The sequence below is a fragment of the Marinobacter sp. genome (assembly GCF_033722735.1).
In the GTDB taxonomy this organism is placed as follows: Bacteria; Pseudomonadota; Gammaproteobacteria; order Pseudomonadales; family Oleiphilaceae; genus Marinobacter.
Window position 1 is genome coordinate 1 of record NZ_JAWVYN010000033.1, and the last position, 26,602, is coordinate 26,602.

The window sequence follows — 26,602 nt, forward strand, 5'->3', positions numbered from 1 at the left end:
AAGGTCAGTCCGCGAGCACTGAATCGTGTCGTCGATGAGCTCAATAATCGCCCCAGGACACGACTGGGGTATCGGACACCGGCAGAGGTGTTCTGGGGTGAATATTCCGGAGCACTACAAACGAGCGGTGCTGCACTTATTGTTTGAATTCAGGTTCAAATAACCGAAAACCGGGACACCCATTAGCCAGCCGTAGTCAACAGGCAACAGCAACCTACCGCAACCGTAGGTTGTGGTGGTCCCTCCCTGCCAATATGGACCAATGCGGACCAGACCAATGGGGTCAGAGTCGTTGGTCCATGGTCGATTTATATGCCGCGGATCGCCGATCACCGCCCCGCTTCCCAGACCAATGGACCAATGGGGTCAGAGTCCTTGGTCCATGGTCGATTTATATGCCGCGGATCGCCGATCACCGCCCCGCTTCCCAGACCAATGGGGTCAGAGTCCTTGGTCCATGGCCACTTTATATGCCGCGGATCGCCGATCACCGCCCCGCTTCCCAGCGATGGCACGCCGTCCGCTGACAACCTCAAAATGTCGTTTAAAAGAATCACTACCCAGCACCCACGCCTTGTTTGTTGCTTCTCGGATCTCTGTGAGGTCGCGATCCAACATTCTTCCCTTGAATAACGATCGATAGTTCGCCTGGCGTTCTGAGGGTGTGTTTCCCAGAGCCTGGTATTGTGCATGCGGAGTAATCAGCTGCACCTCCTTTCCAACGGCATTGTGTTGGTAGCTCGACCAGGGGTACTCGGAGGCATGCTCTACCATCCCCGCCCGAACGGGATTAAGTTCGATGTAGCGATAGACCGTCAGCAAGTAGGTTTCGGTATCCACCACGGTCGATTTGTAGCGGCCTTCCCACAGTGTGCCGGTCCGACGATGGGTATGATTGAAGTAGCGAACATAACGCCTACCCAGCGCTTGCATCATCCGGGGGGTACCGGTTTCATTCTGAGGGGTGGCGAGGAGATGGACATGATTGGTCATCAGCACAAAGGCATGAATGGCGACCTGGTATGTCGCAGCCGCCTCTTTCAGAAAGGCCAAGTAGACGCTGTGGTCGGCTTCCTCGTAGAAGCAAGCCGCCCGGTTGTTGCCGCGCTGGATGATGTGCTGAGCGCACCCAGGCAGATAAGGGCGTGGTAAGCGAGCCATCTGGAAGTCCTTTTCCGAGATTGAATCCGCGTGGGATGATATGGGGGTTTTGCTTTGGGATCAAAATACTCTGACCCCATTGATCCCATTGATCCCTGACCCCATTGATCCACTGACCCCATTGATCCATTGATCCATTGATCTAATTCGGCGGTAGTGCTGGAGACCCGGTTCCGGCGGTAGGTGTGTATACAACGCACTTAGGCGCTTGTAATCGGACCAAAGCTCCATCAGTTGTTTCTGATCCGAAAGGCTCGAGCCACCCATCGCCCTATCTCGGCGTGAACCGTATTGCGTGTCGCAGCGGGGAGTGTCGAATCGGTGTAGTAGGCCGCGATCAGGATTGGCCCGCCGTGTTCCGGCCAGATAATTGCCACGTCATTGCTTGCACCCCGCTCGCCGGCGCCGGTCTTGTCGCCGACGATCCAGTCCGGATCGAGTCCGGCTCGGAGCTTGGTATCGCCGGTGGTATTGCCAATCAGCCAAGTGTGCAACAGTCTTTTCAACGGCCCGGACAGGGTGTTACCCAGTAGCACGGTCTGCATGATGCCCAGCATGGCGGAGGGCGTGGTGGTATCGCGTTCGTCGTCGGGATGGTTGGTGTTCAGCGCCGGTTCGTAACGATCCAGCCGGGAGACGTCATCACCCACCGAGTGCATGAACTCAGTCAGTCCCTCTGGCCCCCCGAGAGTCTCCAGAAGCAGGTTTGCGGCGGTGTTATCGCTGTATCGAATGGCCGCGTCGCACAACTCTGCCACCGTCATCTCGCCTGCCGCCAGGTGCTGCCGGGTAATGGGTGCGTAGGCCAGGACGTCGCTTTCGTCGTATCGGATGGCGCGGTCCAGCGACTCCTCACCAGCATCTACCCTGGATAGCACCGCAGCGACCAGCACCCACTTGAAGGTGCTGGTCATGGCGAAGCGTTCGTCGACGCGGTAGCCAAGCCGCTCACCTGTCGACGAATCCAGCACGGCCACTCCCAGGCGACCGCCATTGGTTGCTTCCAATGCGGCCATCGATTCAATGAATGCTTTCGAGCGATCTGTAACGGTTTGCGCCAATGTCGGGCTGTTCACGATTAACAGGGCAACTACCGGAGTCAGTGCCTGAGCCAGTCGAAAAGTCATCTCGGTCTTCTCCTTAACCTGTGAAAGTCTCGATCAATGTGGACGGGGGCTGGGAAGACAGCTTAGCCTGACTGGCGGACCGGATCGCGGTTGGGGTGTGATGAAATGTGTTTCAAATGTGGCAGCCGCGTGCTCATGTCACAATCCGCCCCATTTTCAATACCTTTCCTTTGGTTCGGGAACCGCCTGATACGCTATCCTTGCCAGGCCTCCAACCTAATCAAAGACAAAGGACTACCCAGGTTTTTTCTCATTCAGGAATTCGATTGGTGGATAACGAACGTCGTACTGAGCTGGAAAAGAAACGAGAAAGGTTGAAAACCGGCGCGGAGGCGCACGCCCGCGCAGCGTTGATTGCCGATCTTACGGCGGCTTTGGACGCCCAAGGTATTGAATTCCGGTTGGAGCTTGCCGACACATCCTGGGAATGGGTCTGCGACCAATTCCCTGTGAACCGCTGGGGCGGGATAGATTGGGCGTTGGCCGATCAAACCATCCAGTATCGTTGGGAATCGGAAGCGCAGCGACCTGAACTTTTAACGCAGCTCATCAACGCCGCTGGCCTGGAACCGGGCCCGGTGACGGTTATCTGGAGCAACGCGGATCGACCGGCAGTTTTGATATCGCTCGTTGATGTGGAAGCGGTTGCCGCACTGCTGCTGGATCAGGACTTCGATACCTGGATTATCAGCAGGGAGTTTCGATGGTGTATTGAAAGTCATCACGACGGACGAATGGGCATCATGTTGGCGTAGCGTCATCTTCCAGCGCAACAATAACCGCCGGACTTGCTCCGGTTCAGATTCGAACCTGTCTGCCCTCTATGTCGCATGCCTCAGGCCGAATCACCAGTCGGCTCGGCGCATTCTCCGCACAGTGGCCGGGTCAACGCCTGTCGCAGGGTTTCGCCGGTCAGTCCCTGTGCCAGCAGGACATGGAGCTTGCTGAATGCTGCTTCCGGGGTGAGGTCGCCCCCTGAAATCACGCCGAGGCGATTGAGGGTGGTGCCGGTGGCGTAGGCGCCCTGGCTCACTGCGCCCTCGGGGCACTGGGTGATGTTGAGGACGGTCACGCCCTTGGCGATGGCGGTGGCGAGGGTGTCCATCAGGGCCTGGTCGGCATCGGGAGGATTGCCCACCCCGTAGGTCTGCAGTACCAACCCCCGTACCCGCTCGTCGTCCAGAGCCGCTGTCAGCAGTCGCGCCGGCATGCCGGGGTATACGCCTAGGATCATCACCGTGGCCGGGTCGAGGTCCGGAATCTGGAACTGGGGGCGGCCCGGTTTCAGCAACAGGTCGTGGCGCAGTTCGATGTGGATACCCGCCTGGCCCAGCCAGGGGCAGTTGGGCGAGTCGAAGGCATCGAAACCGGTGGTGCGGACCTTGCGAGCCCTGTTGCCCCGCAGCAGACGGCCATTGAAGTAAACACACACTTCGGCGATATCACCACTGGTTGCCAGCAGCAGGGCGGTCACCAGGTTGTCCAAGCCATCGTTACGCAACTGGCTCAAGGGAATCTGCGAACCCGTCAGGATCACCGGTTTGTCCGTGCCTTGAAGCATGAAGGACAGCGCCGAGGCGGTATAGGCCATGGTATCGGTGCCGTGCAGCACCACAAAGCCGTCGTAGTCCGCCCAGTGCTGTTGCAGCAGTCGGGCAATCTGGCACCAGTCGTCGGGGACCAGGTTGGCGCTGTCGAGCAGCCGGTCGAATTCGATCAGGTCGTACTCCGGCACTTGCCCGGCCAGCGGGCCGAGCTGCTCCCGCAGCCGCTTACAGAACCCGGGCGTCGGCACATAGCCCTGCTCGGAAGGCACCATGCCAATGGTGCCTCCGGTGTACAGGATCAGGATCCGGCCGGTCATGAGGCCACCGCGATCATGGACCGGGGACTGAGCAGCCGGTCCAGTTCGGCGTCCGCCAGCAGCCCTTCCGCCAACACCAGCTCACGGACGGTGGAGCCGCTGTTCAGCGCCTCCGCTGCAATCCGGGTGGCGTTGGCATAGCCAATGTGCGGTACCAGTGCGGTGACAATGCCGATGCAGTTGTCGACATGACGGGCGCATTGCTCCGCATTTGCCTGAATCCCTTGAATACAGCGTTCGTCCAGCATGGCACAGGCCGACTCCAGCATTTTCATGGCATTGAGCAGATTGTAGACGATCAGCGGTTCCATGGCGTTGAGCTGCAGCTGGCCGGCCTCGGCCGCCAGGGTGACCGCAAGGTCGCTGGCGATGACCTGGTAGGCGGTCTGATTGACCGCTTCCGGAATCACCGGGTTGACCTTGCCCGGCATGATCGAGGAGCCCGGCTGCATTGGCGGCAGCCGGATCTCAGCCAGGCCGGTCCGCGGTCCGCTGGACAACAGGCGCAGGTCGTTGCACATCTTGCCGAGTTTGATGGCGAAGCGCTTCAGGATGCCGGAGAACAGCACGAAAGCGCCCATGTCCGAGGTGGCTTCCACCAGGTTGGTGGCGGAGACGATAGGCTTGCCGGAGATCTGGGCCAGGTACTTCACCGCCAGCGCCTGATACTGCGGATGGCTGTTGATGCCGGTGCCGATGGCGGTACCGCCGAGGTTGACCTCGCACAGCAGGCGGCTGGCCTCATGCAGGCGATCGATGTCCTCGCCCAGGTTGACGGCAAAGGCTTCGAATTCCTGGCCCAGGGTCATGGGTACCGCATCCTGCATCTGGGTACGGCCCATCTTGACGAAGTCGGCGAATTCCCGGCCCTTGGCCTCCAGGCTGGCCTTGAGCCGGAGAATGGTTTGTTCCAGCGGCTCGGCAGCAAACTGGATGGCCAGGCAAACCGCGGTGGGGTAGGCGTCGTTGGTGGACTGGCAGCGATTGACGTCGTCATTGGGGTGCAAATGCTGGTACGCCCCCCTGTCGTGCCCCAGCTTTGCCAGTGCCAGGTTAGCGATCACCTCATTGGCGTTCATGTTGGTGGAGGTGCCGGCACCACCCTGGATCAGGTCCACCACGAACTGGTCATGCAACTCTCCGGCGATGATGTCGTCGCAGGCTGCGATAATGGCATCGGCCTTGTGAGACGCCAGGGCGCCCAGATCCCGGTTGGCCCGGGCGGCGGCCGACTTCACCATGGCCAGGGCGCGGATGAGCGCGGGGAAATGGCTGATCGGAACGCCGGTGATGGAGAAATTGTCCAAGGCCCGTTGGGTCTGGATGCCATACCAGGCGTCAGCAGGAACGGCCAGGTCGCCGAGGAGATCGTGTTCGATACGGGTGTTCATAGGGTGACGGTCACCTTGCAAGCGTGAAGAGCCAGAACAAGGGCCCGGCGGGGGTGCCGGGCCCGGTCAGGTTTAGGCAGCGGATTCGCCACTGGCCGGAGCCGTGGTGCGTTGCTTGATGTTGGCCAGGTCCTCCGGTTCGATCTCCCAGGCCGCCTCGTCCACGTTCATGTCCCTGAACTGCTTGGCGTCGAACACCGGCTGTTCGATACCGGCGGCCAGCTGGTTGTCGAAGTCCCGCAGGATACGCAGCCCCGGCTTGAACAGGGCGATCAGGGCGATCAGGTTAACCAGCGCCAGCAGGCCCATGGTGACGTCGGCAAAGGCGAACACGGTACCCAGATCGGTGGTCGCGCCCCAGCACACCAGAGCGATGCTGCCCACACGGAAGGCATTGAACAGATTCCTGTTCTCGGTGCTGAAGAAGTTGAGGCTGTTCTCACCCAGGTAGTAGTTGTAGAGGATGGTGCTGAAGCCGAACAACAGCAGCGCCACGCTGACAAAGCTGCGGCCCCAGTCGCCGACGTGATCGGCCAGTGACGCCTGGGTCAGGGCCACGCCGCCGACGTCGCCAAGGTTGGCGGGATCATAGATGCCACTGAGCAGGATGATGAACGCGGTGGCGGAGCAGATGATCAGGGTGTCGATGAACACCGAGAAGGACTGCACCACGCCCTGGTTGGCCGGGTGCGGCACGTAGGCCACGGCGGCGACGTTCGGCGCGCTGCCCAGGCCGGCTTCGTTGGAGAACAGACCACGCTTGACCCCCATCAGGATGGCGGCGCCGATGCCTCCGCCGACGACCTGCTCCAGACCGAAAGCGCTGTTGACGATCAGCATGATGACATCGGGGATACGCTCGATGTTCAGGAACAGGACCACTGCGGCCAGCAGGATGTAACCGAGGGCCATTACCGGCACCAGCACTTCCGCCACCCGGGCGATGCGCTTGACGCCGCCAAAGATGATCAGACCGACGATGCCGGCCAGCGCGATGCCGGTGTAGAGCACGGGTACGCCAAAGGCATCATCCACAGAGGTCGCCACGGCATAGGACTGCAGGGCGGTGAAGCCCAGCCCGAAGGTGACCAGCAGCAGGATGGAATAGAGTCCAGCCATCCACTTCCAGTTACTGCCCAGACCACGGGCGATGTAGTAGGCCGGCCCGCCGCGGTAGGTGCCGTCCTGTTCCGCCTGCTTGTAGGTTTGGGCGAGGGTGCATTCCAGGAAGCTGGTGGCCATGCCCATCAGGCCCACCACCCACATCCAGAACACCGCGCCGGGGCCACCCAGGGTGATGGCAACAGCAACACCGGCAATGTTACCGCCGCCGACACGACCGGCAATGGACAACAGCAGTGCCTGGAACGAACTGAGATGACCGTGCTTGTCTTTCTTGAACGCCTGGCTGGCGCTGAGGATTCGGAACATGCGCCCGAAAAACCGGAACTGCACAAAACGGGATGCGACAGTGAAGCCGATACCGACGGTAATCAGCAGGGCAATCAGTACCTTGCCCCAGAGAAAGTCGCTGAGTAGGTCCAACATGGTGGTCTCCGCAGGTTCTTGTTGTATGAGCGCATTATTTAACCAACGGGATCGGGCTGATAGAATTTGTCACTCTGATTACACAGTGGTGCAGTTAGACGCTATTTAAGCGTCATACTGCGTCAGTGCAAAGTGGTGCGGACAACGGGGCTGGTAGTGAGGATGAGAGAAGCGGCAATGCACGAAGACCTGGCGTTGAACCTGCGCCTGCTGTGCAGTTATTACAAATCCATTGCCGAAGTGTGCCGGCGTCTGAACATCAACCGTCCCCAGTTCAATCGCTACCTGAGCGGTCAGTACAAGCCCTCGGCCAATACCCTGCGCCGGCTGTGTGAGTTCTTTGGGGTCGAGGTGCACGAAATCCTGTTGCCCCACAGCCAGTTCGAACGCCTGGTTCAGGTCCGCCCCCAGGTCAGTCAGGCTCCACAGCCATCGGCGTCACGCCATTCGGAACACCTGGAGCACCTGGCGCAGGCCGGCAGCGCGGATATGGAACGCTACCTGGGCTACTACTTCGAGTACTACCTGTCGATGTCCTCCCCGGGCCAGTTGCTCCGCAACCTGGTGTGCCTGGAAGACCGGGACGGCCAGGTGGTGTACCAGCGTACCGAACGGATGCGGCCGGTGAAGGGCGAGCCGCCGTGCCACAACCGATACCAGGGCGTGGCCCACCTGTTGACCGACCGCTTGTTCCTGGTGGACTACGAGACCCTCAACCGTCATGAGATCACCCAGACCATCCTGTTTCCCAGTTTCCGCACCCGGGTCACCCGCCTGACCGGGTTGAAGATCGGGGTGTCGGACAGCAGTGAGCGGATGCCCTGTTGTGCCAGGGTGGTGTACGAGTACCTGGGGCCGGATATCCGCATGCGCAAGGCGCTGGCATTGTGCGGACTCTATGAGGTGGATTCCGGCGAGATCGACGCCTCGATCCTGGAGGCGGTGCGCAACACCATGGCGCCCGGCGAGATGCTGTTCCGGGCTCGGCACTGATACGATTCCCTGAACGACCGCGGCAAGAGGAAGCACAATGATGGGCGTGGGGCGGTGCGTCATCGCAGGAACCTGGTCGGCCCGGACCGCGTTGCTGTTCACGGTACTGATGCTGGGCGGCTGCGCCAGCCAGCCGGGTCCGATGCCCACAGCCGATGGCCCGGTGGCTCGGGCCGTGGGCGAGGTGGATGGGTTGGAGGCCTGGGTCCGCCTCCAACGGGTGTTCGAGCGCTACGAGGGCACACCCTACCGTTACGGTGGCACCGGTGCCGCCGGGTTCGATTGCTCCGGCTTCATCCGCGCCGCGTTCCGGGAGGCGCTGGGGCGCTCGCTGCCCCGCACCACCCAGGCCATGGTTGCCATGGGCGTGCCGGTGGCGCGGGATCGGTTGCAACCCGGCGACCTGGTGTTCTTCAATGCCAATGGCAAGAACGGCCACGCCGGCATCTTCATGGGCGACGACCGGTTTATCCACGCCTCCTCGTCGCAGGGGGTGACCGAGTCTTCCCTGAGCAACCGGTACTGGCAGCCGCGCTTCTCCCAGGCCCGCCGGTTACTCGTCCCGCCCGAGGTAGCGGCTGACGATCCGTGACCAGTCCGGCGACTCGGTGACCTTCAGGACCTGTTCCGACACCGGCCCTCGCAACTCGCTGCCCTGGGGCAGGGCCAGGGCGTAGAGCTGGCGGTCGAACACGCCGGGCAGGATGGTGAGCCGCTCCCCCGGCAGCTGCAGGTTGCGGTACTGCATCAGGGCGCGGTCGTAGACGATGGCGTCGGTGTCGCCGTCCGCCACGGACAGCATGGCTTCGGTCAGGTTGGGGTAGGTCCGGTACTGGATGCGTAGATCCTTCAGGTAGGCCTCGCTGGCGGTGTTGGCAATGGTGGCCACGGTGTGGCCGGGCAGGTTCTGGGGCCCCTGGATCTGGTTCTGCAGGTTGCTCACCGTCAGCGCCGAGGTGATGGCAGCGGTGAAACTGGCCACCATGATCAAGCCGGCGAACATCCAGATCAGCCCGATCAGCCGGCCGACGAAGGACACCGGGGCCTTGTCGCCGTAGCCCACGGTGGTCATGGTCACCGCCGCCCACCAGAAGCCGGAGCCGACGCCCTCGGCGGTGGAGCCGCCGAACTGCTCCGGGTTGCGCTTGCGTTCGAACAGCCAGAGGATCACCCCCACCACCAGCAGGACGCCCGCCAGCGCGGCCACCACGCTGACGAACTGCCAGCTCAGCAAGGACTTGAGGCTGCCCAGCAGGCTTTGCTCCGGCGCCCGGGGCAGGCCGATGGACAGTCCGGTCTGGTAGAACGGATGGCTGAAATCGAAGCGGGTTTCCCGGTCGGCGGTCATGGTCAGGGCGCCCACGGCGACGTCGATGTCACCGGACTCCACCTGGGCCAGCAGGTCCTGGAACGGCAGCGCTACCACCTCATAGTCCCGGTCCAGGCGGGCGCCGATGGCGGCCCACAGGTCCATGCTGATCCCCTCCCAGTCGCCTTCGCCGGTCTGCATCACAAACGGCGGCACTTCGGTGACCCCCACTTTCAGCGGTTCAGCGGCGCTCAGCAGGCCGGGCAGCAGGCACAGCAGGGCGGCAATCAGGCGCGATACGGCGGGCATGATGGTCTCCAGGTCGGTTGTGTGACGAATCATCGCCTCCGAATGTAAACGGTCCGGCGGCGAAAGTAACGCCCGCGCCTTGTGCTTACGGGCCTACCGGCACAAAAAGGCCGCGACCGGAGCCGCGGCAGGTTGGGATGGTTGAGGTGTGAGGTGTAAGGCGTCAGGGGGCGTCGGTGAGGTACTCGATCACCGGCTCCAGCACCGTCGGATGCCAGAGCAGGCGGTGATGGCCCAGGTCTTCGGTCCGCAGCAGCCGGGCGTCCGGCCAGTTGTGGTAGACCCGGGCGCTTTGGGCCTCCGGCACCGAACGGTCGTCCCGGTCGATCACCACCAGACCCTGCTGTCTCAGCTGCGGCGCCAGGTCCTCCAGGGCCAGGCGGGCCCAGACGTCATCGCCAAAGCGTCGTTCCATCCGGCGCCGGTGCTCCGCCAGGGCGCTGTCGGTCAGGCCCAGTTGCGCACCGAGACTGTCGACCGCGGCCGACAGGGTGGCGGGCGGGGCCAGCAGCACCAGGTGCCGGGCCGGCAGGCCGTCCACCAGGGCGCGGCCGGCGGCGAGACAGCCCAGGGAATGGGCAATGAGTGCGTGGACCGGGCCGAACTGCTGGCCGATTCGGGTCAGCACCTCGGTCATTTCGTACAGGTCGGTGCGCTCGCCCTGGGCCCGGCCGTGGGCCGGGGCGTCGAACAGCACCACCCGGTAGCCGGCCTTGACCAGCGGTTTGATGTAGGCCCCGAACTGGATGCCGGCGCCGGACCAGCCGTGCATCCCCAGGACGGTGGGCCCCTCGCCCCAGCTGTACACCGGCAGGGTGTGGGCACCGTGGTGGAACTGGGTGTGGCTGTCGGCTTCGTCCAGCAGGTACTCGTAGCGGGACGGCATCGGCAGTCGCTGCGGGGTGAAGGCCAGTTTCTCGACCAGGCGCGCGGCCCCGTCCCGGGAAATCCGGGCATACAGTTGCAGGCCGAGTTTCAGCGCCTCGTGCTGGATGTCCCGAGCCTTGGGCGTGTGCCGGGGCTTGGGGGCATGGCGGGCGTCTGTCCTCATGGGCATGTTCATGGTGAAAACCTCCCTGGTACCGGCCGGATCGGGCCGTCGTGGATGACAGGGTCAGATTAGGGCTTGCCGCAACGGCGGGGGAGTGTCATATTTGACATACTGAATGCGAAAAAGGACATGATCGTGATCAAGATCGCCGTACTGGCTTTGCCCCAGTGTCATGCCTCCGGCATCCACGGAGTGATGGACTTCTTCGCCACCGCCAATTTCTGTGCCCATGTGCCCGGCACCGAGTACCAGGCGCTGTTCGACTGCCAGATCGTCACTCCCGACAACCAGCCGGTAAAGGGGTACAGCGGCGCCGTGGTGACGCCCACCATCAACCACGAGGACTTCGCCCCGGAGGTGATTGTGGTGGGCTCCGGCGTGGAGGCCATCGGCTCACCCCACCGGGTGGCGCATTACCTGGACCAGACCCGTCCCGTCCTCGGTTGGCTGCAGGCGGCGTTCGGGCGCGGCGCCCTGTTGGCCAGCGTCTGCACCGGCGCCTTCGTGCTGGCCGAAGCCGGTCTGCTGCAGGGCCAGGTGGCCACCACCCACTGGCGGGCGGCACGGCTGTTCCGCCAACGTTACCCAGGCTTGCGGCTGGAGGTGGACCAGTTGCTGGTGGACAACGGCCAGATCGTCTGCGCCGGCGGGGCCACCGCCTTCGTCGACCTTTGCCTGTACCTGGTGGAACGGCTGTCCTCGCCGGCCGTCGCCCTGGCCTGCAGCAAGCTGCTGGTGCTGGACCACCGCCGGGCTGAGCAGACCCCCTACATGAGCCTGTACGGCCACCGGGCCCACTCGGATGAGGCGGTGCACAAGGCCCAGAACTGGCTGGAGCAGCATTACGCCGGGCCGGTGAGCATTGACGAGGTGGCGGCCATCGCCAGCCTGGGGGATCGCACCTTCAAGCGCCGCTTCAAGGAGGCGACCGGGGAGAATCCGCTGGCCTACCTGCAGCAACTGCGGGTCGAGGCGGCCAAGCACCTGCTGGAGTCCAGCCGCGAGCAGACCAGCCAGATCATCTGGAAGGTGGGTTATGAGGACGCCAGCTCGTTTCGCCGGCTGTTCAAGCGCACCGTGGGCTGCACCATGGAGCAGTATCGTCGCCGCTTCAGCTACGTGACGCCGCTGGAGTCCCGTTCCAAGGCGGCGGAGCTCAGCCAATGATCCGCAAGGTGACGCTGGATAAGGTACACTGCCACATCAGGTTTTTTCTGGTGTTGGTATTGTGATCCGAAAGCTACCCCGTTGGGTCGAAATTGGTGGATTCTGGCTCGCCCTGGTGGCTGGCGCCGTCAACGCCATCGGGCTGCTGGGGTTTGAACACCAGGCCGTTTCCCACCTGACCGGCACCTCCAGCCTGATAGCCCTGTCCCTGGTGAACCTGGTTATTCCAGTTGCCCTGCACCTGCTGTTGATCATGCTGTTCTTTGTGGCTGGAGCCATGCTCAGTGGAGCATGGATCGGCAATGTCGCGCTGAAAATGGGACGTCGCTACAGTGTGGCCCTGTGTATCGAAGCCGGACTGCTGTTAGCGGCCATGGTGGTGCTGGGACGGGGCTCCAATGCCGGCCACTACCTGGCTTCCGCCGCCTGCGGCCTGCAGAATGGCATGGTCAGCACCTACAGTGGTGCCATTGTCCGCACCACCCATATGTCCGGACTGTTTACCGACCTGGGTACGATGCTGGGGGCCCGTTTGCGGGGCAGCCGCCTGGACCGGCGCCGTGTGCTGCTGTACTGCCTGCTGATCCTGGGCTTTATTGCCGGTGGCTGTGTGGGAGCCCTGGCATTCCACTATTATCATTTCAACGCACTGGCGCTGCCTGCCGCCGGCACCCTGCTTCTGGCGGCGGTCTACTGGATGTTCCGGCTGGGTCGGGGGCCGGCTCGACCTGCCCGCTGACCTGGCTTACGATCCGGCAGATGGAGCGGGCTCGCACCAAGACAGTGGATCGTCTGGCATCATTAAGGAGGCATGATGTGAACCCGGCTGCTGAATTTCGACTGGCCCCTGAGCTCCGTTACGGATTGATTGTCCTGGCGCTGATCCAGGGATTCGCTCTCTATTTCCTGCACCTGGCAGTGGACCATGAACACTGGCCCGCCACCGATCCCCGCTGGATGTTTCTCTTTTACAGCGTTGCGGTCGGTGTGCCCCTGTTCTACTACCTGGGGCTGGAACGACTGGACGATCGCCGCAATGGCTGGGTGCTGGTGCCATTGGCGGCTATGCTGAGTTTCGTAGGCTGGCATCTGGGGTGGCTGAGTTGGGCCGGTGACCTGCCGCTACCCCGGGATCCGTACTTTACTTTTGCCCTGGTAGTAAGCATCGGTGTCGCACTGTTCATCCTGGCGCTGTATTTCCGGGTCTGGTGTATCAATCGCCAAGCGCGCTTTGAGTACCGCCAACTGCTGGAGCTGTCCTGGCAGAATGCCCTGATCCTGGCCCAGCTCTCGTTGTTCCTGACGGTATTCTGGGGTCTGCTGTTCTTGTGGTCTGGCCTGTTCAAGGTGATCGGTGTCGATTTCTTTGAAGAGCTGTTCGAGGAGCCCTTATTCGTTTATCCGGTGACCGCCCTGGTTGGTGGTTGGGGCCTGGTGCTGGTGCGGGAACGGATCCGTCTGATTGCCACAGTCCAGTCCATGTGTGAAGCCCTGATCAGGGCTCTTTTACCGTTGGCGGCACTGATCATGTTGCTGTTCCTCGCCGCCTTGCCATTGACCGGACTGGAGAAAATCTGGAACACCGGCCAAGCCGCCTTGCTGATGATGTGGTTGGCCCTGGTGCTGCTGTTCTTCTTCAATGCAGCACTCGGGGGTGAGCCCGACCGGCCGGCTTACCCACCCTGGTTGCTAGCCCTGGTTTTGCTGGCGGTGGCCCTGCTACCGCTTCTTTCCCTGTTGGCGGCCTGGGCCCTGGGGCTGCGTATTGAGCAATATGGCCTCACCGTGGATCGCCTGTGGGCCGCCACCATCCAATTGCTGGTGGCCGGTTTCACCGTGAGCTATTCGGTGTTGGTGATCTGGAAGCGGGGCCGGGTCGTGCCGGCTATCCAGGGGGCGAACAAGACCTTGGCGCTGCTGGTGGCGGGGGTCCTGCTACTGGTCAACACGCCGGTGGCGGACATGCGCGCCTGGGCCGCGTCCAGCCAGGCCAATCGGTTGCTGACCGGGGCGGTGAGCGAGGAGGAGTTCGACTACGGCTATCTGCGCTTTGAACTTGGTGCGTATGGCGTCCGGGAATTACGCCGTTTGCAGGGCAGCGACATGGCAGTTCAGAACTCCCTGATGGGCGATCGTATTGGTGCCATCCTCAAGCAGAAAAACCGGGGGCTGCAGGTTGCTGTTGTCGATCCCGGGGACACGGTGGCCATCGCTGAGATGCTGGCCGTGATACCCCACGATGCGGTGATTCCCGACGCACTGTTGAAGCGGATTGCCCGGGATGAACTGGCCTGTCTGGCCATGCCTCGGCAATGCACGGTAATCCGCGCCCGGCCGGATGCGGCTACAACCTACTGGCTCGTGGCCACGCGGCCGATCAGAAATCACGTATTCGGTCCGGTCTATCTGGAGCGGCAACCGATATCGGTGCTACTGGGCTCGTTCTCCGGTTCGGGCTGTCTGGAATCCGAGCACTTCGAGCTGACGGGCGATGAGCAACTGCAGCCGGTGGGGCGACACACAGATGTATTCACCGATGGCGAATGCTTTTTTCAGGTAACGCCGAAGAACGATTACCTGAGAGGGCTGCTGGCGAAACCGGCGCAGTAGCCTCAGGCCGCCACCGGCCCGGCCTGAGGCGATTGAGGCATTCTGCGGCAATTCGGCTAGTCTGTAGAAACCCCATGGGACAACGCGTGTTTCTGAACAGGGCAAGCCTATGCAGCAGATCCAACCCGATCTCTGGCAAACGGAGCTGGAAAATCCCGCGCCCGGTTTGACCACCCACGCCTACCTGCTCACCCGCAAAGAGGGCAACGTGCTGTTCTACAACACCGGGCACGCCTACGAGCTGGATCGCATGGCGCAACTGGGTGGGGTCGAGCGCCAGTACCTCAGCCATCGGGACGAGCTGGGGGAGTCCATCAACATGATTCGCCGGCGCTTCAATACCCACCTGGGCGGTCACATCGCCGAACAGAAGGACTTTGAACGGGTGTGTCGCCCGGACATCCTGTTCGAGGAGCGGGACATGCACATGGGCAATATCGAGGTGATTCCCACGCCGGGGCACAGCCCTGGCAGCACCTGTTTCTATGTTCAGTCCGCCACCGGCAAGCGTTACCTGTTCACCGGCGATACCCTCTACCTGACCAACGGCAGCGAGTGGCGGGCGGGATTCATCCAGGGCATCAGCAACCGGGACGACCTGCTGGCCAGTCTGGCGCTCCTGCGGCAACTGGAGCCTGATCTGGTGATCTCCAGCGCCTTTTCCGGGCCGGTGGGTTACCAGGAAATGGACCCGGCGGACTGGGCCGGGCACGTGGATCATGCTGTGGCTGAACTGAACCGTCTCTGATTAACCCCAGAGCATGACCCCCAGCCCCAGTGCGATGGCCAGGCTGCCCAGCACCCTGGCCAGGAGTCGCCCCCCGGGTAACACCTTTTCCAGTAGCACCAGGATGGCGATCAGCGCAATCACCGCAAGATCCATGATGCCGCCCACAAACAGCAGGGCCATCAACAGGACGCAGCAGCCGACGCAGTAACCACCGTGTTCCAGGCCCATCCGCCAGGCCCCAGCCAGCCCCGGGCGCCAATGGCTGGTGACGAACGCCAGCGGGCCCCGACAGTGCCGCAGGCAGGCCTCCTTGAGGGGGGACCACTGGTACAGGCCGGTCAGTATCAGCACCACGCCGCTGAAGAGGGCATTCTGGCTCTTCATCATCGGGGTGAGCACCGCCAGCGCTTCCAACAGCCACTGCAGCGTCGTGGCCACTAAGCTGAACACGGTCCAGATGGTTAGATAGCCGGCGACAAACAGCCAGGTTCCCAGGTTGGCACCCGGCAACTGGTTAAAGCTGGCCACGCGGCGATAGAGCAGGATCATGGGGGTGGCGCTGGGCACCATCATGGCGATCATCATGATGACCCACATCAGGAGCATCATGACGAAATAATCCGGTGTCCAGGCCTGGAACGTCATCATCCCGGCCATCGGGATGCGGCTCATGTCGATCGCCATGTCCACCAGGTACCACCAGCACAACAAGGTAATCGCCGCCAACGCCAGCAGCGTGCTGAGCACATCCCGCGACAACAGCCGCTGGGGGATGCCGAGCTGTGATCTCATCCGGTTCCCTAGCGGTAAACGCCCTGCGGTCCGATGTCCAGATTGGTCATGTGACTGTGGCTGCCGGACAGGTCCAGCGGGATGTCTTTGCGTGCCTGGGTACTCCCGCTGGCCACTTCCGCCACGTCATATTCGAAGCCATGGGGCAGATCAATCCGTGCCCGATGCTCCTCACCAGTGACCGGGTTGACGAGGGGCTTGCCGCTGGCCTCGATCAGGTCGGCCACTTTGATCGTGGCTTCCCGGTTTTCCACATTGCCCTCGATTTCAATCGGGCAAAAGACCGGGTCGTGCGTCTTGGTCATGGTGCTGGCGAACACATTAAAGAACGTTGCCCCGGGCTCGGAAGTCTCACCGGACAGGATCGCCAGGATGGCCTCCCGCTGCTTGTCATCGGCCCTTTCGTCAATAAACGCCTGGGCCTGGCCGTTGCCCTCATGGATAGCGCCCGGCCATTTCAGGGTCATGGCGAAGGACAGGCCATCGAGGCGGGTGTCGCCGAAGTAGCCTTCCTCGATTTTCACCGCGCCCAACGCCTGGCAGTTGCCATGAGTAGGCCGCGAAACGAACTGACAGGGACAGCCGAAATCACAGTTGCAGTTAACGAATTCAAAGCCTTGGATACGCCAATCAACCTTGTTCATGATCCGTCTCCCTAACGAGCTGAATGGGTGATAGAAGTATAGATGCTGAGGATTCGGAACCCATGGAGGTGAAAGGCGCTGTTTAGACGGTTGTTTTGCAAGAACGCCTTGTTTATTCGCTTGGGGCATGTCCGCCAGCGGCAAGGCCCGGATGTTGTGGCGCCACCAAAGTCGTTTTGCCGCTGACCCTGCTTCGTGGTTTGATGTCAGATCGACTTTGAAGACGGACAACGATTTGCACACATAGCATAGGAACCCGAGTCATGTTCCATTACCAGATTGAACCCCGCTTCAACGACACCGATGCCCTGGGCCACATCTCCAACACGTCCTACCCGGTGTGGTTCGAGCAGGCCCGCACGCCGGTGTTTGAACTGTTTCATCCCTCGCTGGACGTCAAGACCTGGCCGCTCATCCTGGCCCGTATCGAGTTGGACCTGAAGGCCCAGAGCTATTGGGGCAAGCCCATCGACATTGAAACCACCATCGGCAAGGTGGGCAATTCCTCCTGCCAGGTGGTGCAGCGGGCTTTCCAGGATGGCAAGGAAGTGGCCGCCGGCGTCGCTGTGTTGATTTATTTCGACTACCAGACGGAAACGTCGAAGCCAATTCCCGAGGAGATTCGGGCCCAGTTGCTGGAACACCAGGCGACGTAAGTTGCCTGCTACTAAAACCGGCGGGCACAAAAAAGGGGAAGCCCGATGGGGCTTCCCCTTTTACGTTCAGTGATGATCAGGCGGCGCTGAGGGCGCGGTCCACCGAGGCGCGGCCGGCACCGGTGAAGGCCAGCGAGACCGAGATCGCCAGCAGGGCAAGGCCAAACTCGTAGCCGTTGTTGCTCATGAACAGGCCGTTGGCCAGGTGCACGGTGACGATTGCCACCACCATGGTGAAGGCCAGCACCACCGCGGCCGGGCGCACCAGCAGGCCGATCAGCAACGCCAGGCCACCGAAGAATTCCGCGCTACCGGCGCCGAGGGCCATCAGGTAGCCCGGCTCCAGGCCGATGGAGGCCATCCACTGGCCGGTGCCTTCCAGACCGTAGCCGCCGAACCAGCCGAACAGCTTCTGGGCGCCGTGGGCCATGAAGATGATGCCCGCCGGAATGCGCAGGGCCAGGGCTCCGAAGCCGGCGTTGGTGGACAGGGCCTGTTTGATGATGGATGCAGTCATGTTGTGTTCTCCGTGTTCGTTCATTGGAATGACGCCAGAATACAATCAATTTTCTGTTTGAATGGCGCAATTATAAGGAGATAATGATCTGAAAATCCGATTGATTGGGAGGCGCCATGAACCTGTTGCCCCGCACAACCCTCGAGCACTGGGCAGTACTGGCCGCGGTGGTGGACGAGGGCAGCTTCGCCCGGGCGGCGGAAGCCCTTAACAAGAGCCAGTCCTCCGTCAGCTATGCCCTCAAGGCCCTGCAGGACCAACTGCCGGTGGAGGTGCTGACCGTACGCGGCCGCAAGGCGGAGCTTACCGACGCGGGTCAGGTGCTGTTACGCCGGGCCCGTGGCCTGCTGGATGACATGAAGAGCCTGGAGCGGCTGGCCCTCAACCTGGCCCAGGACTGGGAGCCGGAAGTGCGGCTGGCGGTAGATGTGATCTTTCCGCCGCACCTGCTGAGCGAGGCCATGGAACGGTTCGTCCCCCAGAGCCGGTCCACCCGGGTGCAGATCATCGAATCGGTGCTGTCCGGTGGCCAGGAGGCCCTGCTCCAGGGCTTAGCCGACCTGGCCATTACCCATAGGCCGCCACCCGGTTTCCTGGGCAATGAGCTGATCAGGCAGGAGTTCATGGCGGTGGCCCACCGCGATCATCCCCTGGCCCGGGCCGAAGATTCGTTGACCCTGCGGGACCTCCAGCGTTACCGCCAGTTTGTGGTGCGGGACTCCGGTCTCAAACGCAAGCAGGATGCCGGTTGGCTGGGGGCCGAACAGCGTTGGACCGTGTCCCACCTGAAGACCTCCATTCAGTTTGTCTGCCAGGGGTTGGGGTTTGCCTGGCTACCCCGCCTGCATATTGAGGAAGAACTCGCCAACGGCACCCTCAAGCGCCTGAACCTGGCCGAGGGAGGTTCCCGCCATGAGCCCCTGAGCCTGGTGTTCGCCGACCGGGACAGCGCCGGCCCGGCGACCCGGGCGCTGGCGGAGTCGCTGCAGGCGGTGTGTGCGCAGATCGCCGGCGAAACTCATTAAAATGCATGAAATGGTGTGATTTTAAGGGAAAATTCGCTAACGTCGGGTTTTCGAAGGTTGGTCCAAGGTCTCGTGTGAGGTGTGTTCATGCCGATGTCCAGTCCCATTCTTGCCCCGGTGGTTGCGTTAGTCGCCTGGTCCCTGGCCATGTGGCTGTGGATGTACGTCACCCGCCTGCCGGCGATGAAACGGGCCCACATGGTGCCCGACCCCCAGGCACCCCGGGGCGAGCAAATGAACCGGCTGCCCGCCCGGGTGCGCTGGAAGGCCGACAACTACAACCACCTGATGGAACAGCCGACCATCTTCTACGCCATCGCCCTGACCCTGGCGCTGTTGGGCCAGGGGGACGGGGTGAATCTGGTGCTGGCCTGGGCCTATGTGGGCTTACGGGTGGTCCACAGCCTGGTGCAGGCACTGGTCAACAAGATTGAAGTGCGTTTTGTGCTGTTTGCCGTGTCCTCGCTGACGCTGATCGGGCTGACCGTCAACGCCGCTCGCGCCCTGTTCTGACCCTTGCGGGGACCGCACCGGCTGAGCCACCATGACATTGGATGATCAGCCGCAAATGGCGGAGGCTCCATGGCGGACCAACCAGCTCTGACGGTCTATTACGACGGTGCCTGTCCCCGCTGTGTCGAGGATCGGCGCTGGTATGAGCGGCAAGCCGCTGCCACCGGCGGGGACGTGGTCTGGTTTGACATCACCGGTCGTGAGGCCGAGTTGCGGGTCGAGGGCATTGATCCGGAGCTAGCCCTGCGCCAGCTCCATGTCCGTGACGCCTCCGGCCGCATCTATCGGGAGCTGGATGCCTACATCCTGTTGTTACAACGAATACCCCGGTACCGGCCGCTGGCCTGGCTGATGGGGCTGCCGGTCATTCGTCCCCTGTTGTCCTGGTGCTATCGTCGTTGGGTGCTGCGACGGCTGGCCCATTCCGAACGAATCTAGCTGTCTGCTTTTTATTTCGAATTGGTCTAAAAGCCTGGCAATCCCCCATGAGCCCTGGGGTGGTGGCTGGTTGTTGCTGGCCGCCAAAGGTTGCTGCACTCGGTCTCGTGAACTACCACTTAAGGGTGAACAGTACCCTTTGCAGCCAGGAGGCATTGCGTATGGCACAGTACCAGGCAACACCCGACGACCCAGGGGCCCGGTGGCAGAAACGGCCCCGCAATCCCGACAAGGGCTATGTAGCCCTGTTGGGATGGAGCCTGAATGCCGTGGAAGCGGCGGAGAACTTCGACCGGCGCTACGTGGTGGTGGCCCCAGACTGGGCCGAGGCCTACTGCAAGGAAAACAACATTCCCTACGTGCCCTGGAACTTCGAGCGGCTCAACGATCGTTCCATGGAAATCGCCCAAACCCTCAAGGACATGGGCGTTAACGTGGCCATTCCATTATTCGAGGAAACGGTGGAGTGGGCCGGCGCCATCAATTCCGTGCTGCTCAACAATCCCCGCCTGCTGGGGCAGGCGATGCTACTGCGGGACAAGGCACTGATGAAGCGGCGGGCCCAGCTCGGCGGTATCCGGGTGGGCATCTTCGAGGAGGCCCACGACAAGGAAGACGTGATCCGCTTCCTCAAGCGGGTCAACCAGACCCTGCTCAAGCTTGACGGCGACCCCAACGACCCGATTCACCTCAAGGCCTTCGACAAGGCCGGCTGCCTGGGTCACCGGGTGATTCGAACCCCGGACGAGGTAGATAGCATTCCCGAGGAGGAGTTCCCGGTGTTGATGGAATCCCATCTCGACGGCTGGGAATTCGCCGTGGAAGCCTGGATTCACAACGGCAAGATCCGCTTCCTCAATATCTCGGAGTACGTCACCCTGGGCTATTCGGTGTTCGTGCCGGCGACCCCGGAACTGGAGAAATACCGGGACCAGATTCGCGTGCAGATCGAGAAGCTGATCAAGACTTTCGACATCGAATTCGGCTTTGTCCACCCGGAGTACTTCGTCACCAGCGACGGCGAAATGTACTTCGGTGAGGTGGCGTATCGGCCGCCGGGGTTCAAGGTGTTCGAGCTGCTGGAGCGGGCTTATGGCTTCAACGCCTACCAGGGCCTGATCCTGGCCTTCGATCCCAAGACCACCGAGGAGGAAATCACCGAGTTCTTCCCGCGGGAAGTGGTGGACGCCAAAGGGGTTGCCGGTTGTTTCGGTGTCTATCCCCGCCGCCGGGTGGTGAGCCGGCTGGAGATGCCGGAGGAAACCGAGGATCACCCCTATTTCGAGTCTCATGAGCTGACACCACCGATGGAGGAAACCGTTACCAAGCGCACCGCCTTCGGCACCCACTGGGGCCTGGTGTACTTCTTCGGTGAGGACCCCCATGTGATGCGGGACCTGCTCAAGCATCAGGAGGAGCTGGATTTCTATGTATAATTAGCGTCTCCCGTAAATTCACCGCCTGGGTGCCCGTCAACACGAGGGCCGGTTCCCCGGCCAGCAACTCCGTAAGAACGAGGAGTCGGTTTGACTACGCCTGAAACCAACCCTGGTGAGCACGAAGCCAAACTGAACAGACTCTCGGCCCAGCTCGACGACGCTGTGCAGCTGATGGCCCAGGCCCCGCCGTTTGCCAAATCCGGCAAGATGAGACGGGTACTGGACACCGCCAAGCGGTTGCTGTTGCTGGACGGTGGCTGTGAGGTGCTGGAACGCCGGGCCCAGGCGCTGGAAGAGGCCGGCATCTTCGCCGGCTCCGACTGGGCCTATCCCCAGATTCTGATTCCATCCCTGACCCCCTTTTCCCTGAAGAGCGCCGAGCCGGACACCGTCATTATCGAAGCGCTGAGCGAACTTCGCCTGTTGGCAGTGGCGATGGGCCACTACTACCATGCGGGTGTCTCCGCGGAGCAGGCCCACCACTACCTGACCCAGGTGCTGGCGATCAACCTGGACCTGCTGTTTGGTACCCCCAGCGAGGCCGAGCGCACCCAACAGGGGCGGATGGCCCTGGCCAGCCGGGCCCTGGTGCGGCACCTGGCCGATCGCATCGGCTACGAACACATCATCGACCGGCTGATCGAGGAGATCTGGCGCATGTTGCGCCAGCGGCCGATCCAGGTGGATGGGGTCAAGCGGATGGTCACCCAGATCGCCATTTGCCGGGCCGACCCGACCATCGATCTGGGGGTGAGCGGCCAGGGCGCCGACCGGCTGGTGAGCAGCCTGTTCGGCACCACCGATGCCTGCCGGGAAGACCCGGGTGTGGCGGTCTATCTGGAACGGCTGCAGTCGATGGACAAGGCGGCGCTGCAATCGGAAGCCACCGGCTTCGCCCGCTCCATGCACGATACCGGCCTGGTGTCCCCCTACCATTCAGTATTGCTGCGTTACCTGCTGAACCACAGCGATCACCTGCTGGCGGAGGCGCTGGGGGTGTCCAGCACCGGCCGCGACTGTCTGCTGTGTTACGACCAGCTGATCCGGGCGATCATCGACATGTGCGTGCACCCGGAAACCGCCCAGGCGATCTACGGCCTGGCCCTGATGCTGGAACGGGGCATCCTGTATCAGCCGCCGGTGGCACCGGCGTTGTGGCGGCAGATGTCGCTGCTAATCTCCGAGCACTGCCGTCAGCGTCTGTCGCTGATGTACGGGCCCTCGCCGTCCGCCGAGGCGCGACTGATGGAAGGGGTGTTGTGCATGCTGGGGCTGCCGTTGGGCGTGGGCCAGGGCAACAACCCCACCTGCCAGTCGGCCCGGGCACTGTCGATGTGGGCCTACAACGACCCGGACTACCTGTTGCAGATGGTGGCCTGGGCCGCCCGGGACGATGAGATCATCATCCACTTCGAGGGCCAGCCTATTTCCTCGCGGGAAAGTGTTTCCGGCGTGGCGGCCGAAATTGCACTGGACCTGGACCCGGTGTCGCTGGTGGTGGTGCCCCACCTGGACCGGATCTACGCCGAGATGGGCCGCCGCTGTGCCGACCGGGACGGCGATCCCCACCAGTGGATCAACCCCGAGTTCCACGGCTGGTGGGCCGGCCGGGGCTTCCGCATCAATGTGGACGTCAACACCGGGTTGATGGACGACCTGGAGGGCTTCCTGCGTCACTTCTACGCCAGCTACCACCCTTTCTATAACGGTAACCAGCCGGTGATCCATCCGCAGCCGGCCGGCATTGCCATTACCGACAGCGCCGCCCGCTTCATTGGCTGGCATGCCATCACCATCCTGCGGGTGGCCCTGGACCCGGACGAAGACATGCGGGTGTACTTCTTCAACCCCAACAACGACAGCGGCCAGAACTGGGGCGACGACATCGTCGTCAGTACCTCCGGTAAGGGGGAACGGTTCGGCGAGGCGTCGTTGCCGTTCGAACAGTTTGCCTCCCGTCTCTACATCTTCCATTTCGATCCCCTGGAACGGGGGGAACTGGCCGACGTGCCGGCCGACCAGTTGCAATCGGTCACCGACCGCATCCGCCGGAGCTGGGGGGTGGGGCGCCTGCCCGCCGCCGAACTCCAGGCCGAGGGCGGCGCCCCCCCCGAGGCCTGAGTGGCCCCGGCTGGGGTCGAGACTTGCTGCCCACTCACGTATCATCCCTGCTTTATGAACCAGGCGACCGGTCGTCGGTCTGTCGAGATTCCTGTAACGAGGTACTGTGTGATGTTCAAGAAAGGATTGCTGGTGTTGGCTCTGGGCATGTTGCTGGCGGGTTGCGCCCCGGAAGTGGGTAGCGAGGCCTGGTGTACTGACATGGACGAGCAGCCGAAGGGCGACTGGACCGCCAACGAGGCCGGTGATTACGCCAAGCACTGCGTCTTCCGCTGATCCCCAGGCCGCCCCGACGCCGATGAACAACAAACTCTTCAACAGTACGGACCAGCAGCTGCTGACGGACATCATGCTGCACCGCCGGGATGTGCGGGGCAACAACTTCCTGCCCGACGAACTGCCGTCGGAGGTGGTGGAGCAGATCCTGCGGGCGGCCACCCTGGCGCCGTCGGTGGGCTTCTCCCAGCCCTGGGAGTTCGTGCTGGTGCGGGACCCTGCCGTGCGCCGCCGGGTGGCGGACAGCTTTGAGGCCGAGAACCGCAAGGCCGAGGCCCAGTTCTCAGACCACCGGCGCCAGCTTTATTCCCGGCTCAAGCTGGAGGGCATCCTGGAGGCGCCGCTGAACGTGGCGGTGTTCTACAAGCCTTCTTCCGGGCCGGTGCTGGGCCAGACCACCATCCGGGAAACCGGCGAGTACAGTGTGGTGTGCGCCATCCAGAACATGTGGCTGATGGCCCGGGCGCTAAACGTGGGCATGGGCTGGGTCAGCATCCTCAACCCCCAGGACGTGAAAACCATCCTGCAGGCCCCGGCAGACCACAAGCTGGTGGCCTGGCTGTGCCTGGGCTACGTCAAGCAGTTCCACGACCAGCCGGAACTGGAGAAGCTGCAGTGGGAGCGGCGCAAGCCCCTGGACCTGGCCCTGCACTGGGACCGTTTTGACTGAGAACCGGGTGTCGCCATGCTGAAGATCTCCAACGCCGTCGAGCTGGCCAGCTGGGAAATCGAGATCACCCAGGTCCGGGCCCAGGGGCCGGGGGGGCAGAACGTCAACAAGGTGGCCAGCGCGGTACACCTGCGATTCGACATTCTCCATTCCAGCCTGCCGCCGTTCTACAAGGAGCGGTTGATGGCGCTGTCCGACCAGCGCATCAGCAAGGACGGCGTGGTGGTGATCAAGGCCCAGAACTACCGCACCCTGGAGCAGAACCGGGACGATGCCCTGGAGCGTCTGAAGGCCTTGATCCAGGAGGCAGTGAAAACCCAGAAGAAACGCCGGCCCACCAAGCCCTCCAAGTCTGCCCGCCGCAAACGGGTGGACAAGAAGACCCAGCGGGGCAAGGTCAAGGCGCTCCGGGGCAAGGTGCTGTAGCGGCTCAGTGGTGCTGGGCCAGTGACTTCTTGCGGTACCAGTAACGGGCCGGAATCTTCGTCAGGCTCTGGTAGGTCTCTGGCAATTGCAGGGGGATCAGTGTCCGCTCCTCAAGTTGGGCCCGTGCCAGGGCCTCCCTGATTGCCGGATGGGAGCGGAAATGGGCCATGAAGGCGCCGCTCTGGTAGGCATTGCGCAGCCCGGTCAGCAGGATATCGTGCAGTTCCCGCCGCTGCCGGGAGACGTAGAAGAAATAGTCGAACGGAAACACCACCGCCACCCCGGGCAGCACCGCCAGGTTGGACCGCTGCGGCCGATCGAGTTCGGTGTAGATCTCCTGCACCCCCCGATGAAACAGATCGAACCGCTCCATCTCCAGCATCCGCCACAGGTTGTCGTAGCGGCTGGTCACCAGTTTCAGGCCGTTCACCGCCAGGATGTTGTTGTCGGGCCAGCCGATACCGGAGCCGATGGCGTGGCGTCGCAACGTCTCGATATCGGTAATCTCAGACAGTTCCTGAACCCGCGACGCCTTTACCAGAAACAGCCGGTAGCCCAACAATCCCCGGGTCAGTGGCACGTTGACCTGCAGCAGACGTCGCTCCCGTTCCGGGCTGTAACCGCTGAAGAACAGGTTGATCGGGGCGTTGGGCGAATCCAGGAGACTGAACACCCGCTCCTGGGTGGCATCGGGTAACGGCACCACCCGCAGGGAATGCTCGCCAGGGGCATGGGCCAGGGCCAGCCGCAGCACCGACAGCTCGTAGTCGAACACCTCCGCATCCCCATGCAGCAACCCCACCCGAAACTCCGCCGCGCCTGCCAGGGCAGGCATTTGCAGCAGCAGTAGTAGGGTCAGACAACGTAGCATGGCAATGGTCGGCTAAGGGGGTCAGCAGGTTTCGGTCAGTATATCGGCCGCCCGGTCTGTTCAATATAGCTGCTCGGGCCGGTGCGGGCGTATCCCGGCGGGAAGCTGTGGCGGAGGTAATGGAGAAAAAATCGGTACCAGAGTACCATTTCCTAATTCCAATGGATGTTAACCCTAAAAATTATGGATGAACTGAGAAAGCGAATACTTGATAGCAACATTTTACATGCGGAAATGTTGGCGCTAGGGGTTATGGGGCGACCCAAGATTGTTAGCTTTCTTGAAAACGGCGATATATATGACGCCCTGCCAAGGCATTTGGAGTTGGCAAAAACTCTTTGGAATATGTCGGGGATGGCATTATTTAATGAAGTTGAGGTAAAAAACATAATAAAGGGCGAGCAGGCTGCAGGCACTGCTAAAAGCCTTTCCCTACTCGGAGAGGTGCTTATAGAATCGCCGCTCAATGATATTGAGTTCAGTGAAAATGAAGTTGATGAGTTCTACAGGCACCTTAAAAAAGGTCTATTATTTATCATGACCTTTCGATGGCGATGCGGCTTCTGACCATTTATAAGGAAAAAAATGATGGAAAATCCCTATATAATGCGTTGATTAGTTTTCGGAATGCTTCATTAGAGGGAAATATAACTGCCACATTTTTATATTCCGTGTTTGCGAAGTCAGCAATTAATGATGGTCTAATCCGAACAGGAGCTTTTTGGAGAACTAAGATCGGAAAGTTTACCTTTTATTGCGAATCTCTTACGCTGCTCGGGATTTCCTTGCTCGTCTCAGCAGGAAAGGACTTTTCTGATCCTGAATTCAGATAATAACCGCAGCACTTTGGGATAACGAGGTAGAGGAAGGAGGGCCGCTGCCGGTACCCTCATTCGCTTTACCGACCAAAGTGAAGCAGTGATGGGATACCGACAACTGACCCAGGAACAACGA

Annotated in this window: 28 protein-coding genes; 17 read left to right on the forward strand and 11 right to left on the reverse strand. The window is 61.9% G+C overall.

What is annotated here, in order from left to right; all coding sequences use genetic code 11:
* Positions 1-441: 441 nt before the first annotated feature.
* Positions 442-1,161 (reverse strand): transposase, encoded by a 720-nt coding sequence (locus R3175_RS16885; RefSeq protein WP_318945507.1) that lies wholly within the window; start codon positions 1,159-1,161, stop codon positions 442-444.
* A gap of 230 nt (positions 1,162-1,391) precedes the next feature.
* Positions 1,392-2,288, reverse strand: a complete 897-nt coding sequence (gene bla, locus R3175_RS16890) for a class A beta-lactamase (protein WP_318945508.1) — start codon at positions 2,286-2,288, stop codon at positions 1,392-1,394.
* A 269-nt stretch (positions 2,289-2,557) separates the two neighbouring features.
* On the opposite strand from bla, the gene R3175_RS16895 reads away from it, so the two are divergent.
* Entirely contained in the window at positions 2,558-3,043 is a 486-nt protein-coding gene (locus R3175_RS16895) for a hypothetical protein (protein ID WP_318945509.1), read from the forward strand.
* 80 nt (positions 3,044-3,123) lie between these two features.
* Here the strand turns inward: R3175_RS16895 and R3175_RS16900 are convergent, their stop codons facing one another.
* From R3175_RS16900 to R3175_RS16910, 3 genes are all read right to left on the reverse strand, one after another.
* A complete protein-coding gene (locus tag R3175_RS16900; RefSeq protein WP_318945510.1) occupies positions 3,124-4,152 on the reverse strand; it encodes a type I asparaginase in 1,029 nt (342 codons plus the stop codon).
* Positions 4,149-5,543: an aspartate ammonia-lyase gene (locus R3175_RS16905; RefSeq protein WP_318945511.1), complete on the reverse strand. Its 1,395-nt coding sequence runs from the start codon at positions 5,541-5,543 to the stop codon at positions 4,149-4,151. The genes R3175_RS16900 and R3175_RS16905 overlap by 4 nt, the downstream gene beginning before the upstream one ends.
* A gap of 72 nt (positions 5,544-5,615) precedes the next feature.
* On the reverse strand, positions 5,616-7,091 hold the full coding sequence (locus R3175_RS16910; RefSeq protein ID WP_318945512.1) for an alanine/glycine:cation symporter family protein: 1,476 nt from the start codon (positions 7,089-7,091) through the stop codon (positions 5,616-5,618).
* 162 nt (positions 7,092-7,253) lie between these two features.
* On the opposite strand from R3175_RS16910, the gene R3175_RS16915 reads away from it, so the two are divergent.
* A complete protein-coding gene (locus R3175_RS16915; protein ID WP_318945513.1) occupies positions 7,254-8,084 on the forward strand; it encodes a helix-turn-helix transcriptional regulator in 831 nt (276 codons plus the stop codon).
* 37 nt (positions 8,085-8,121) lie between these two features.
* A complete protein-coding gene (locus R3175_RS16920; protein ID WP_318945514.1) occupies positions 8,122-8,676 on the forward strand; it encodes a C40 family peptidase in 555 nt (184 codons plus the stop codon).
* Here the strand turns inward: R3175_RS16920 and R3175_RS16925 are convergent.
* Together R3175_RS16925 and R3175_RS16930 are read right to left on the reverse strand one after the other, a co-directional pair.
* On the reverse strand, positions 8,638-9,735 hold the full coding sequence (locus R3175_RS16925; protein WP_318945515.1) for a transporter substrate-binding domain-containing protein: 1,098 nt from the start codon (positions 9,733-9,735) through the stop codon (positions 8,638-8,640). The two genes, R3175_RS16920 and R3175_RS16925, sit on opposite strands and share 39 nt — an antisense overlap.
* 130 nt (positions 9,736-9,865) lie before the next feature.
* Positions 9,866-10,765, reverse strand: coding sequence for an alpha/beta hydrolase (locus R3175_RS16930; RefSeq protein ID WP_318945516.1), 900 nt, complete (start codon positions 10,763-10,765; stop codon positions 9,866-9,868).
* A 123-nt stretch (positions 10,766-10,888) separates the two neighbouring features.
* On the opposite strand from R3175_RS16930, the gene R3175_RS16935 reads away from it, so the two are divergent.
* The 4 genes from R3175_RS16935 to R3175_RS16950 all read left to right on the forward strand — a co-directional run bounded on the left by R3175_RS16935 (position 10,889) and on the right by R3175_RS16950 (position 15,278).
* Positions 10,889-11,920 carry a GlxA family transcriptional regulator gene (locus R3175_RS16935; protein WP_318945517.1) on the forward strand — a complete coding sequence of 344 codons (1,032 nt, stop codon included), beginning with the start codon at positions 10,889-10,891 and terminating at the stop codon, positions 11,918-11,920.
* A gap of 61 nt (positions 11,921-11,981) precedes the next feature.
* The gene (locus tag R3175_RS16940; protein ID WP_318945519.1) at positions 11,982-12,659 is read left to right on the forward strand and encodes a YoaK family protein; all 678 of its coding nucleotides are present in this window, start codon (positions 11,982-11,984) and stop codon (positions 12,657-12,659) included.
* A gap of 77 nt (positions 12,660-12,736) precedes the next feature.
* Entirely contained in the window at positions 12,737-14,530 is a 1,794-nt protein-coding gene (locus R3175_RS16945; protein ID WP_318945520.1) for a DUF4153 domain-containing protein, read from the forward strand.
* A gap of 109 nt (positions 14,531-14,639) precedes the next feature.
* Complete coding sequence (locus tag R3175_RS16950) at positions 14,640-15,278, forward strand: MBL fold metallo-hydrolase (protein WP_318945521.1); 639 nt, start codon at positions 14,640-14,642, stop codon at positions 15,276-15,278.
* On the opposite strand, the gene R3175_RS16955 is transcribed toward R3175_RS16950, so the two are convergent.
* Complete coding sequence (locus R3175_RS16955) at positions 15,279-16,052, reverse strand: DUF2182 domain-containing protein (RefSeq protein WP_318945522.1); 774 nt, start codon at positions 16,050-16,052, stop codon at positions 15,279-15,281.
* Positions 16,053-16,060: 8 nt separating this feature from the next.
* On the reverse strand, positions 16,061-16,696 hold the full coding sequence (locus R3175_RS16960) for a DUF1326 domain-containing protein (protein ID WP_318945523.1): 636 nt from the start codon (positions 16,694-16,696) through the stop codon (positions 16,061-16,063).
* Positions 16,697-16,959: 263 nt separating this feature from the next.
* Here R3175_RS16960 and R3175_RS16965 point away from each other — a divergent pair, with 263 nt between their 5' ends.
* Positions 16,960-17,352: a thioesterase family protein gene (locus R3175_RS16965; protein ID WP_318945524.1), complete on the forward strand. Its 393-nt coding sequence runs from the start codon at positions 16,960-16,962 to the stop codon at positions 17,350-17,352.
* Positions 17,353-17,428: 76 nt separating this feature from the next.
* Here R3175_RS16965 and R3175_RS16970 read toward each other — a convergent pair whose 3' ends face one another.
* Positions 17,429-17,869: a DoxX family protein gene (locus R3175_RS16970; RefSeq protein WP_318945525.1), complete on the reverse strand. Its 441-nt coding sequence runs from the start codon at positions 17,867-17,869 to the stop codon at positions 17,429-17,431.
* A 116-nt stretch (positions 17,870-17,985) separates the two neighbouring features.
* Between R3175_RS16970 and R3175_RS16975 the strand changes: the two genes are divergently transcribed.
* From R3175_RS16975 to arfB, 8 genes are all read left to right on the forward strand, one after another.
* Complete coding sequence (locus R3175_RS16975) at positions 17,986-18,894, forward strand: LysR family transcriptional regulator (protein ID WP_318945527.1); 909 nt, start codon at positions 17,986-17,988, stop codon at positions 18,892-18,894.
* Positions 18,895-18,981: 87 nt separating this feature from the next.
* On the forward strand, positions 18,982-19,407 hold the full coding sequence (locus R3175_RS16980; RefSeq protein WP_318945529.1) for an MAPEG family protein: 426 nt from the start codon (positions 18,982-18,984) through the stop codon (positions 19,405-19,407).
* Positions 19,408-19,476: 69 nt separating this feature from the next.
* Positions 19,477-19,845, forward strand: a complete 369-nt coding sequence (locus tag R3175_RS16985; RefSeq protein WP_318945531.1) for a DUF393 domain-containing protein — start codon at positions 19,477-19,479, stop codon at positions 19,843-19,845.
* A gap of 161 nt (positions 19,846-20,006) precedes the next feature.
* On the forward strand, positions 20,007-21,281 hold the full coding sequence (locus R3175_RS16990) for a carboxylate--amine ligase (RefSeq protein WP_318945532.1): 1,275 nt from the start codon (positions 20,007-20,009) through the stop codon (positions 21,279-21,281).
* A gap of 90 nt (positions 21,282-21,371) precedes the next feature.
* Positions 21,372-23,405 carry a hypothetical protein gene (locus tag R3175_RS16995; RefSeq protein WP_318945533.1) on the forward strand — a complete coding sequence of 678 codons (2,034 nt, stop codon included), beginning with the start codon at positions 21,372-21,374 and terminating at the stop codon, positions 23,403-23,405.
* A gap of 111 nt (positions 23,406-23,516) precedes the next feature.
* Positions 23,517-23,681, forward strand: a complete 165-nt coding sequence (locus R3175_RS17000) for a DUF3012 domain-containing protein (RefSeq protein WP_318945534.1) — start codon at positions 23,517-23,519, stop codon at positions 23,679-23,681.
* 22 nt (positions 23,682-23,703) lie between these two features.
* Positions 23,704-24,351 (forward strand): 5,6-dimethylbenzimidazole synthase, encoded by a 648-nt coding sequence (bluB, locus tag R3175_RS17005; RefSeq protein ID WP_318945535.1) that lies wholly within the window; start codon positions 23,704-23,706, stop codon positions 24,349-24,351.
* 15 nt (positions 24,352-24,366) lie between these two features.
* Positions 24,367-24,777, forward strand: a complete 411-nt coding sequence (arfB, locus tag R3175_RS17010) for an alternative ribosome rescue aminoacyl-tRNA hydrolase ArfB (RefSeq protein WP_318945536.1) — start codon at positions 24,367-24,369, stop codon at positions 24,775-24,777.
* Positions 24,778-24,781: 4 nt separating this feature from the next.
* Here the strand turns inward: arfB and R3175_RS17015 are convergent, their stop codons facing one another.
* The gene (locus R3175_RS17015; protein WP_318945537.1) at positions 24,782-25,648 is read right to left on the reverse strand and encodes a hypothetical protein; all 867 of its coding nucleotides are present in this window, start codon (positions 25,646-25,648) and stop codon (positions 24,782-24,784) included.
* Positions 25,649-25,831: 183 nt separating this feature from the next.
* On the opposite strand from R3175_RS17015, the gene R3175_RS17020 reads away from it, so the two are divergent.
* Positions 25,832-26,215 carry a hypothetical protein gene (locus R3175_RS17020; protein ID WP_318945538.1) on the forward strand — a complete coding sequence of 128 codons (384 nt, stop codon included), beginning with the start codon at positions 25,832-25,834 and terminating at the stop codon, positions 26,213-26,215.
* The last annotated feature ends 387 nt before the right edge of the window (positions 26,216-26,602 follow it).

What these genes read in the sequence shown, in the direction of transcription:
- R3175_RS16885 (WP_318945507.1), bottom strand. Translation starts at nt 1,161, where the DNA reads ATGGCTCGCTTACCACGCCCTTATCTGCCTGGGTGCGCTCAGCACATC.
- bla (WP_318945508.1), bottom strand. Translation starts at nt 2,288, where the DNA reads ATGACTTTTCGACTGGCTCAGGCACTGACTCCGGTAGTTGCCCTGTTA.
- R3175_RS16900 (WP_318945510.1), bottom strand. Translation starts at nt 4,152, where the DNA reads ATGACCGGCCGGATCCTGATCCTGTACACCGGAGGCACCATTGGCATG.
- R3175_RS16905 (WP_318945511.1), bottom strand. Translation starts at nt 5,543, where the DNA reads ATGAACACCCGTATCGAACACGATCTCCTCGGCGACCTGGCCGTTCCT.
- R3175_RS16910 (WP_318945512.1), bottom strand. Translation starts at nt 7,091, where the DNA reads ATGTTGGACCTACTCAGCGACTTTCTCTGGGGCAAGGTACTGATTGCC.
- R3175_RS16915 (WP_318945513.1), top strand. Translation starts at nt 7,254, where the DNA reads ATGAGAGAAGCGGCAATGCACGAAGACCTGGCGTTGAACCTGCGCCTG.
- R3175_RS16920 (WP_318945514.1), top strand. Translation starts at nt 8,122, where the DNA reads ATGATGGGCGTGGGGCGGTGCGTCATCGCAGGAACCTGGTCGGCCCGG.
- R3175_RS16925 (WP_318945515.1), bottom strand. Translation starts at nt 9,735, where the DNA reads ATGATTCGTCACACAACCGACCTGGAGACCATCATGCCCGCCGTATCG.
- R3175_RS16930 (WP_318945516.1), bottom strand. Translation starts at nt 10,765, where the DNA reads ATGAACATGCCCATGAGGACAGACGCCCGCCATGCCCCCAAGCCCCGG.
- R3175_RS16950 (WP_318945521.1), top strand. Translation starts at nt 14,640, where the DNA reads ATGCAGCAGATCCAACCCGATCTCTGGCAAACGGAGCTGGAAAATCCC.
- R3175_RS16955 (WP_318945522.1), bottom strand. Translation starts at nt 16,052, where the DNA reads ATGAGATCACAGCTCGGCATCCCCCAGCGGCTGTTGTCGCGGGATGTG.
- R3175_RS16960 (WP_318945523.1), bottom strand. Translation starts at nt 16,696, where the DNA reads ATGAACAAGGTTGATTGGCGTATCCAAGGCTTTGAATTCGTTAACTGC.
- R3175_RS16965 (WP_318945524.1), top strand. Translation starts at nt 16,960, where the DNA reads ATGTTCCATTACCAGATTGAACCCCGCTTCAACGACACCGATGCCCTG.
- R3175_RS16970 (WP_318945525.1), bottom strand. Translation starts at nt 17,869, where the DNA reads ATGACTGCATCCATCATCAAACAGGCCCTGTCCACCAACGCCGGCTTC.
- R3175_RS16975 (WP_318945527.1), top strand. Translation starts at nt 17,986, where the DNA reads ATGAACCTGTTGCCCCGCACAACCCTCGAGCACTGGGCAGTACTGGCC.
- R3175_RS16980 (WP_318945529.1), top strand. Translation starts at nt 18,982, where the DNA reads ATGCCGATGTCCAGTCCCATTCTTGCCCCGGTGGTTGCGTTAGTCGCC.
- R3175_RS16985 (WP_318945531.1), top strand. Translation starts at nt 19,477, where the DNA reads ATGGCGGACCAACCAGCTCTGACGGTCTATTACGACGGTGCCTGTCCC.
- R3175_RS16990 (WP_318945532.1), top strand. Translation starts at nt 20,007, where the DNA reads ATGGCACAGTACCAGGCAACACCCGACGACCCAGGGGCCCGGTGGCAG.
- R3175_RS17000 (WP_318945534.1), top strand. Translation starts at nt 23,517, where the DNA reads ATGTTCAAGAAAGGATTGCTGGTGTTGGCTCTGGGCATGTTGCTGGCG.
- bluB (WP_318945535.1), top strand. Translation starts at nt 23,704, where the DNA reads ATGAACAACAAACTCTTCAACAGTACGGACCAGCAGCTGCTGACGGAC.
- arfB (WP_318945536.1), top strand. Translation starts at nt 24,367, where the DNA reads ATGCTGAAGATCTCCAACGCCGTCGAGCTGGCCAGCTGGGAAATCGAG.
- R3175_RS17015 (WP_318945537.1), bottom strand. Translation starts at nt 25,648, where the DNA reads ATGCTACGTTGTCTGACCCTACTACTGCTGCTGCAAATGCCTGCCCTG.
- R3175_RS17020 (WP_318945538.1), top strand. Translation starts at nt 25,832, where the DNA reads ATGGATGAACTGAGAAAGCGAATACTTGATAGCAACATTTTACATGCG.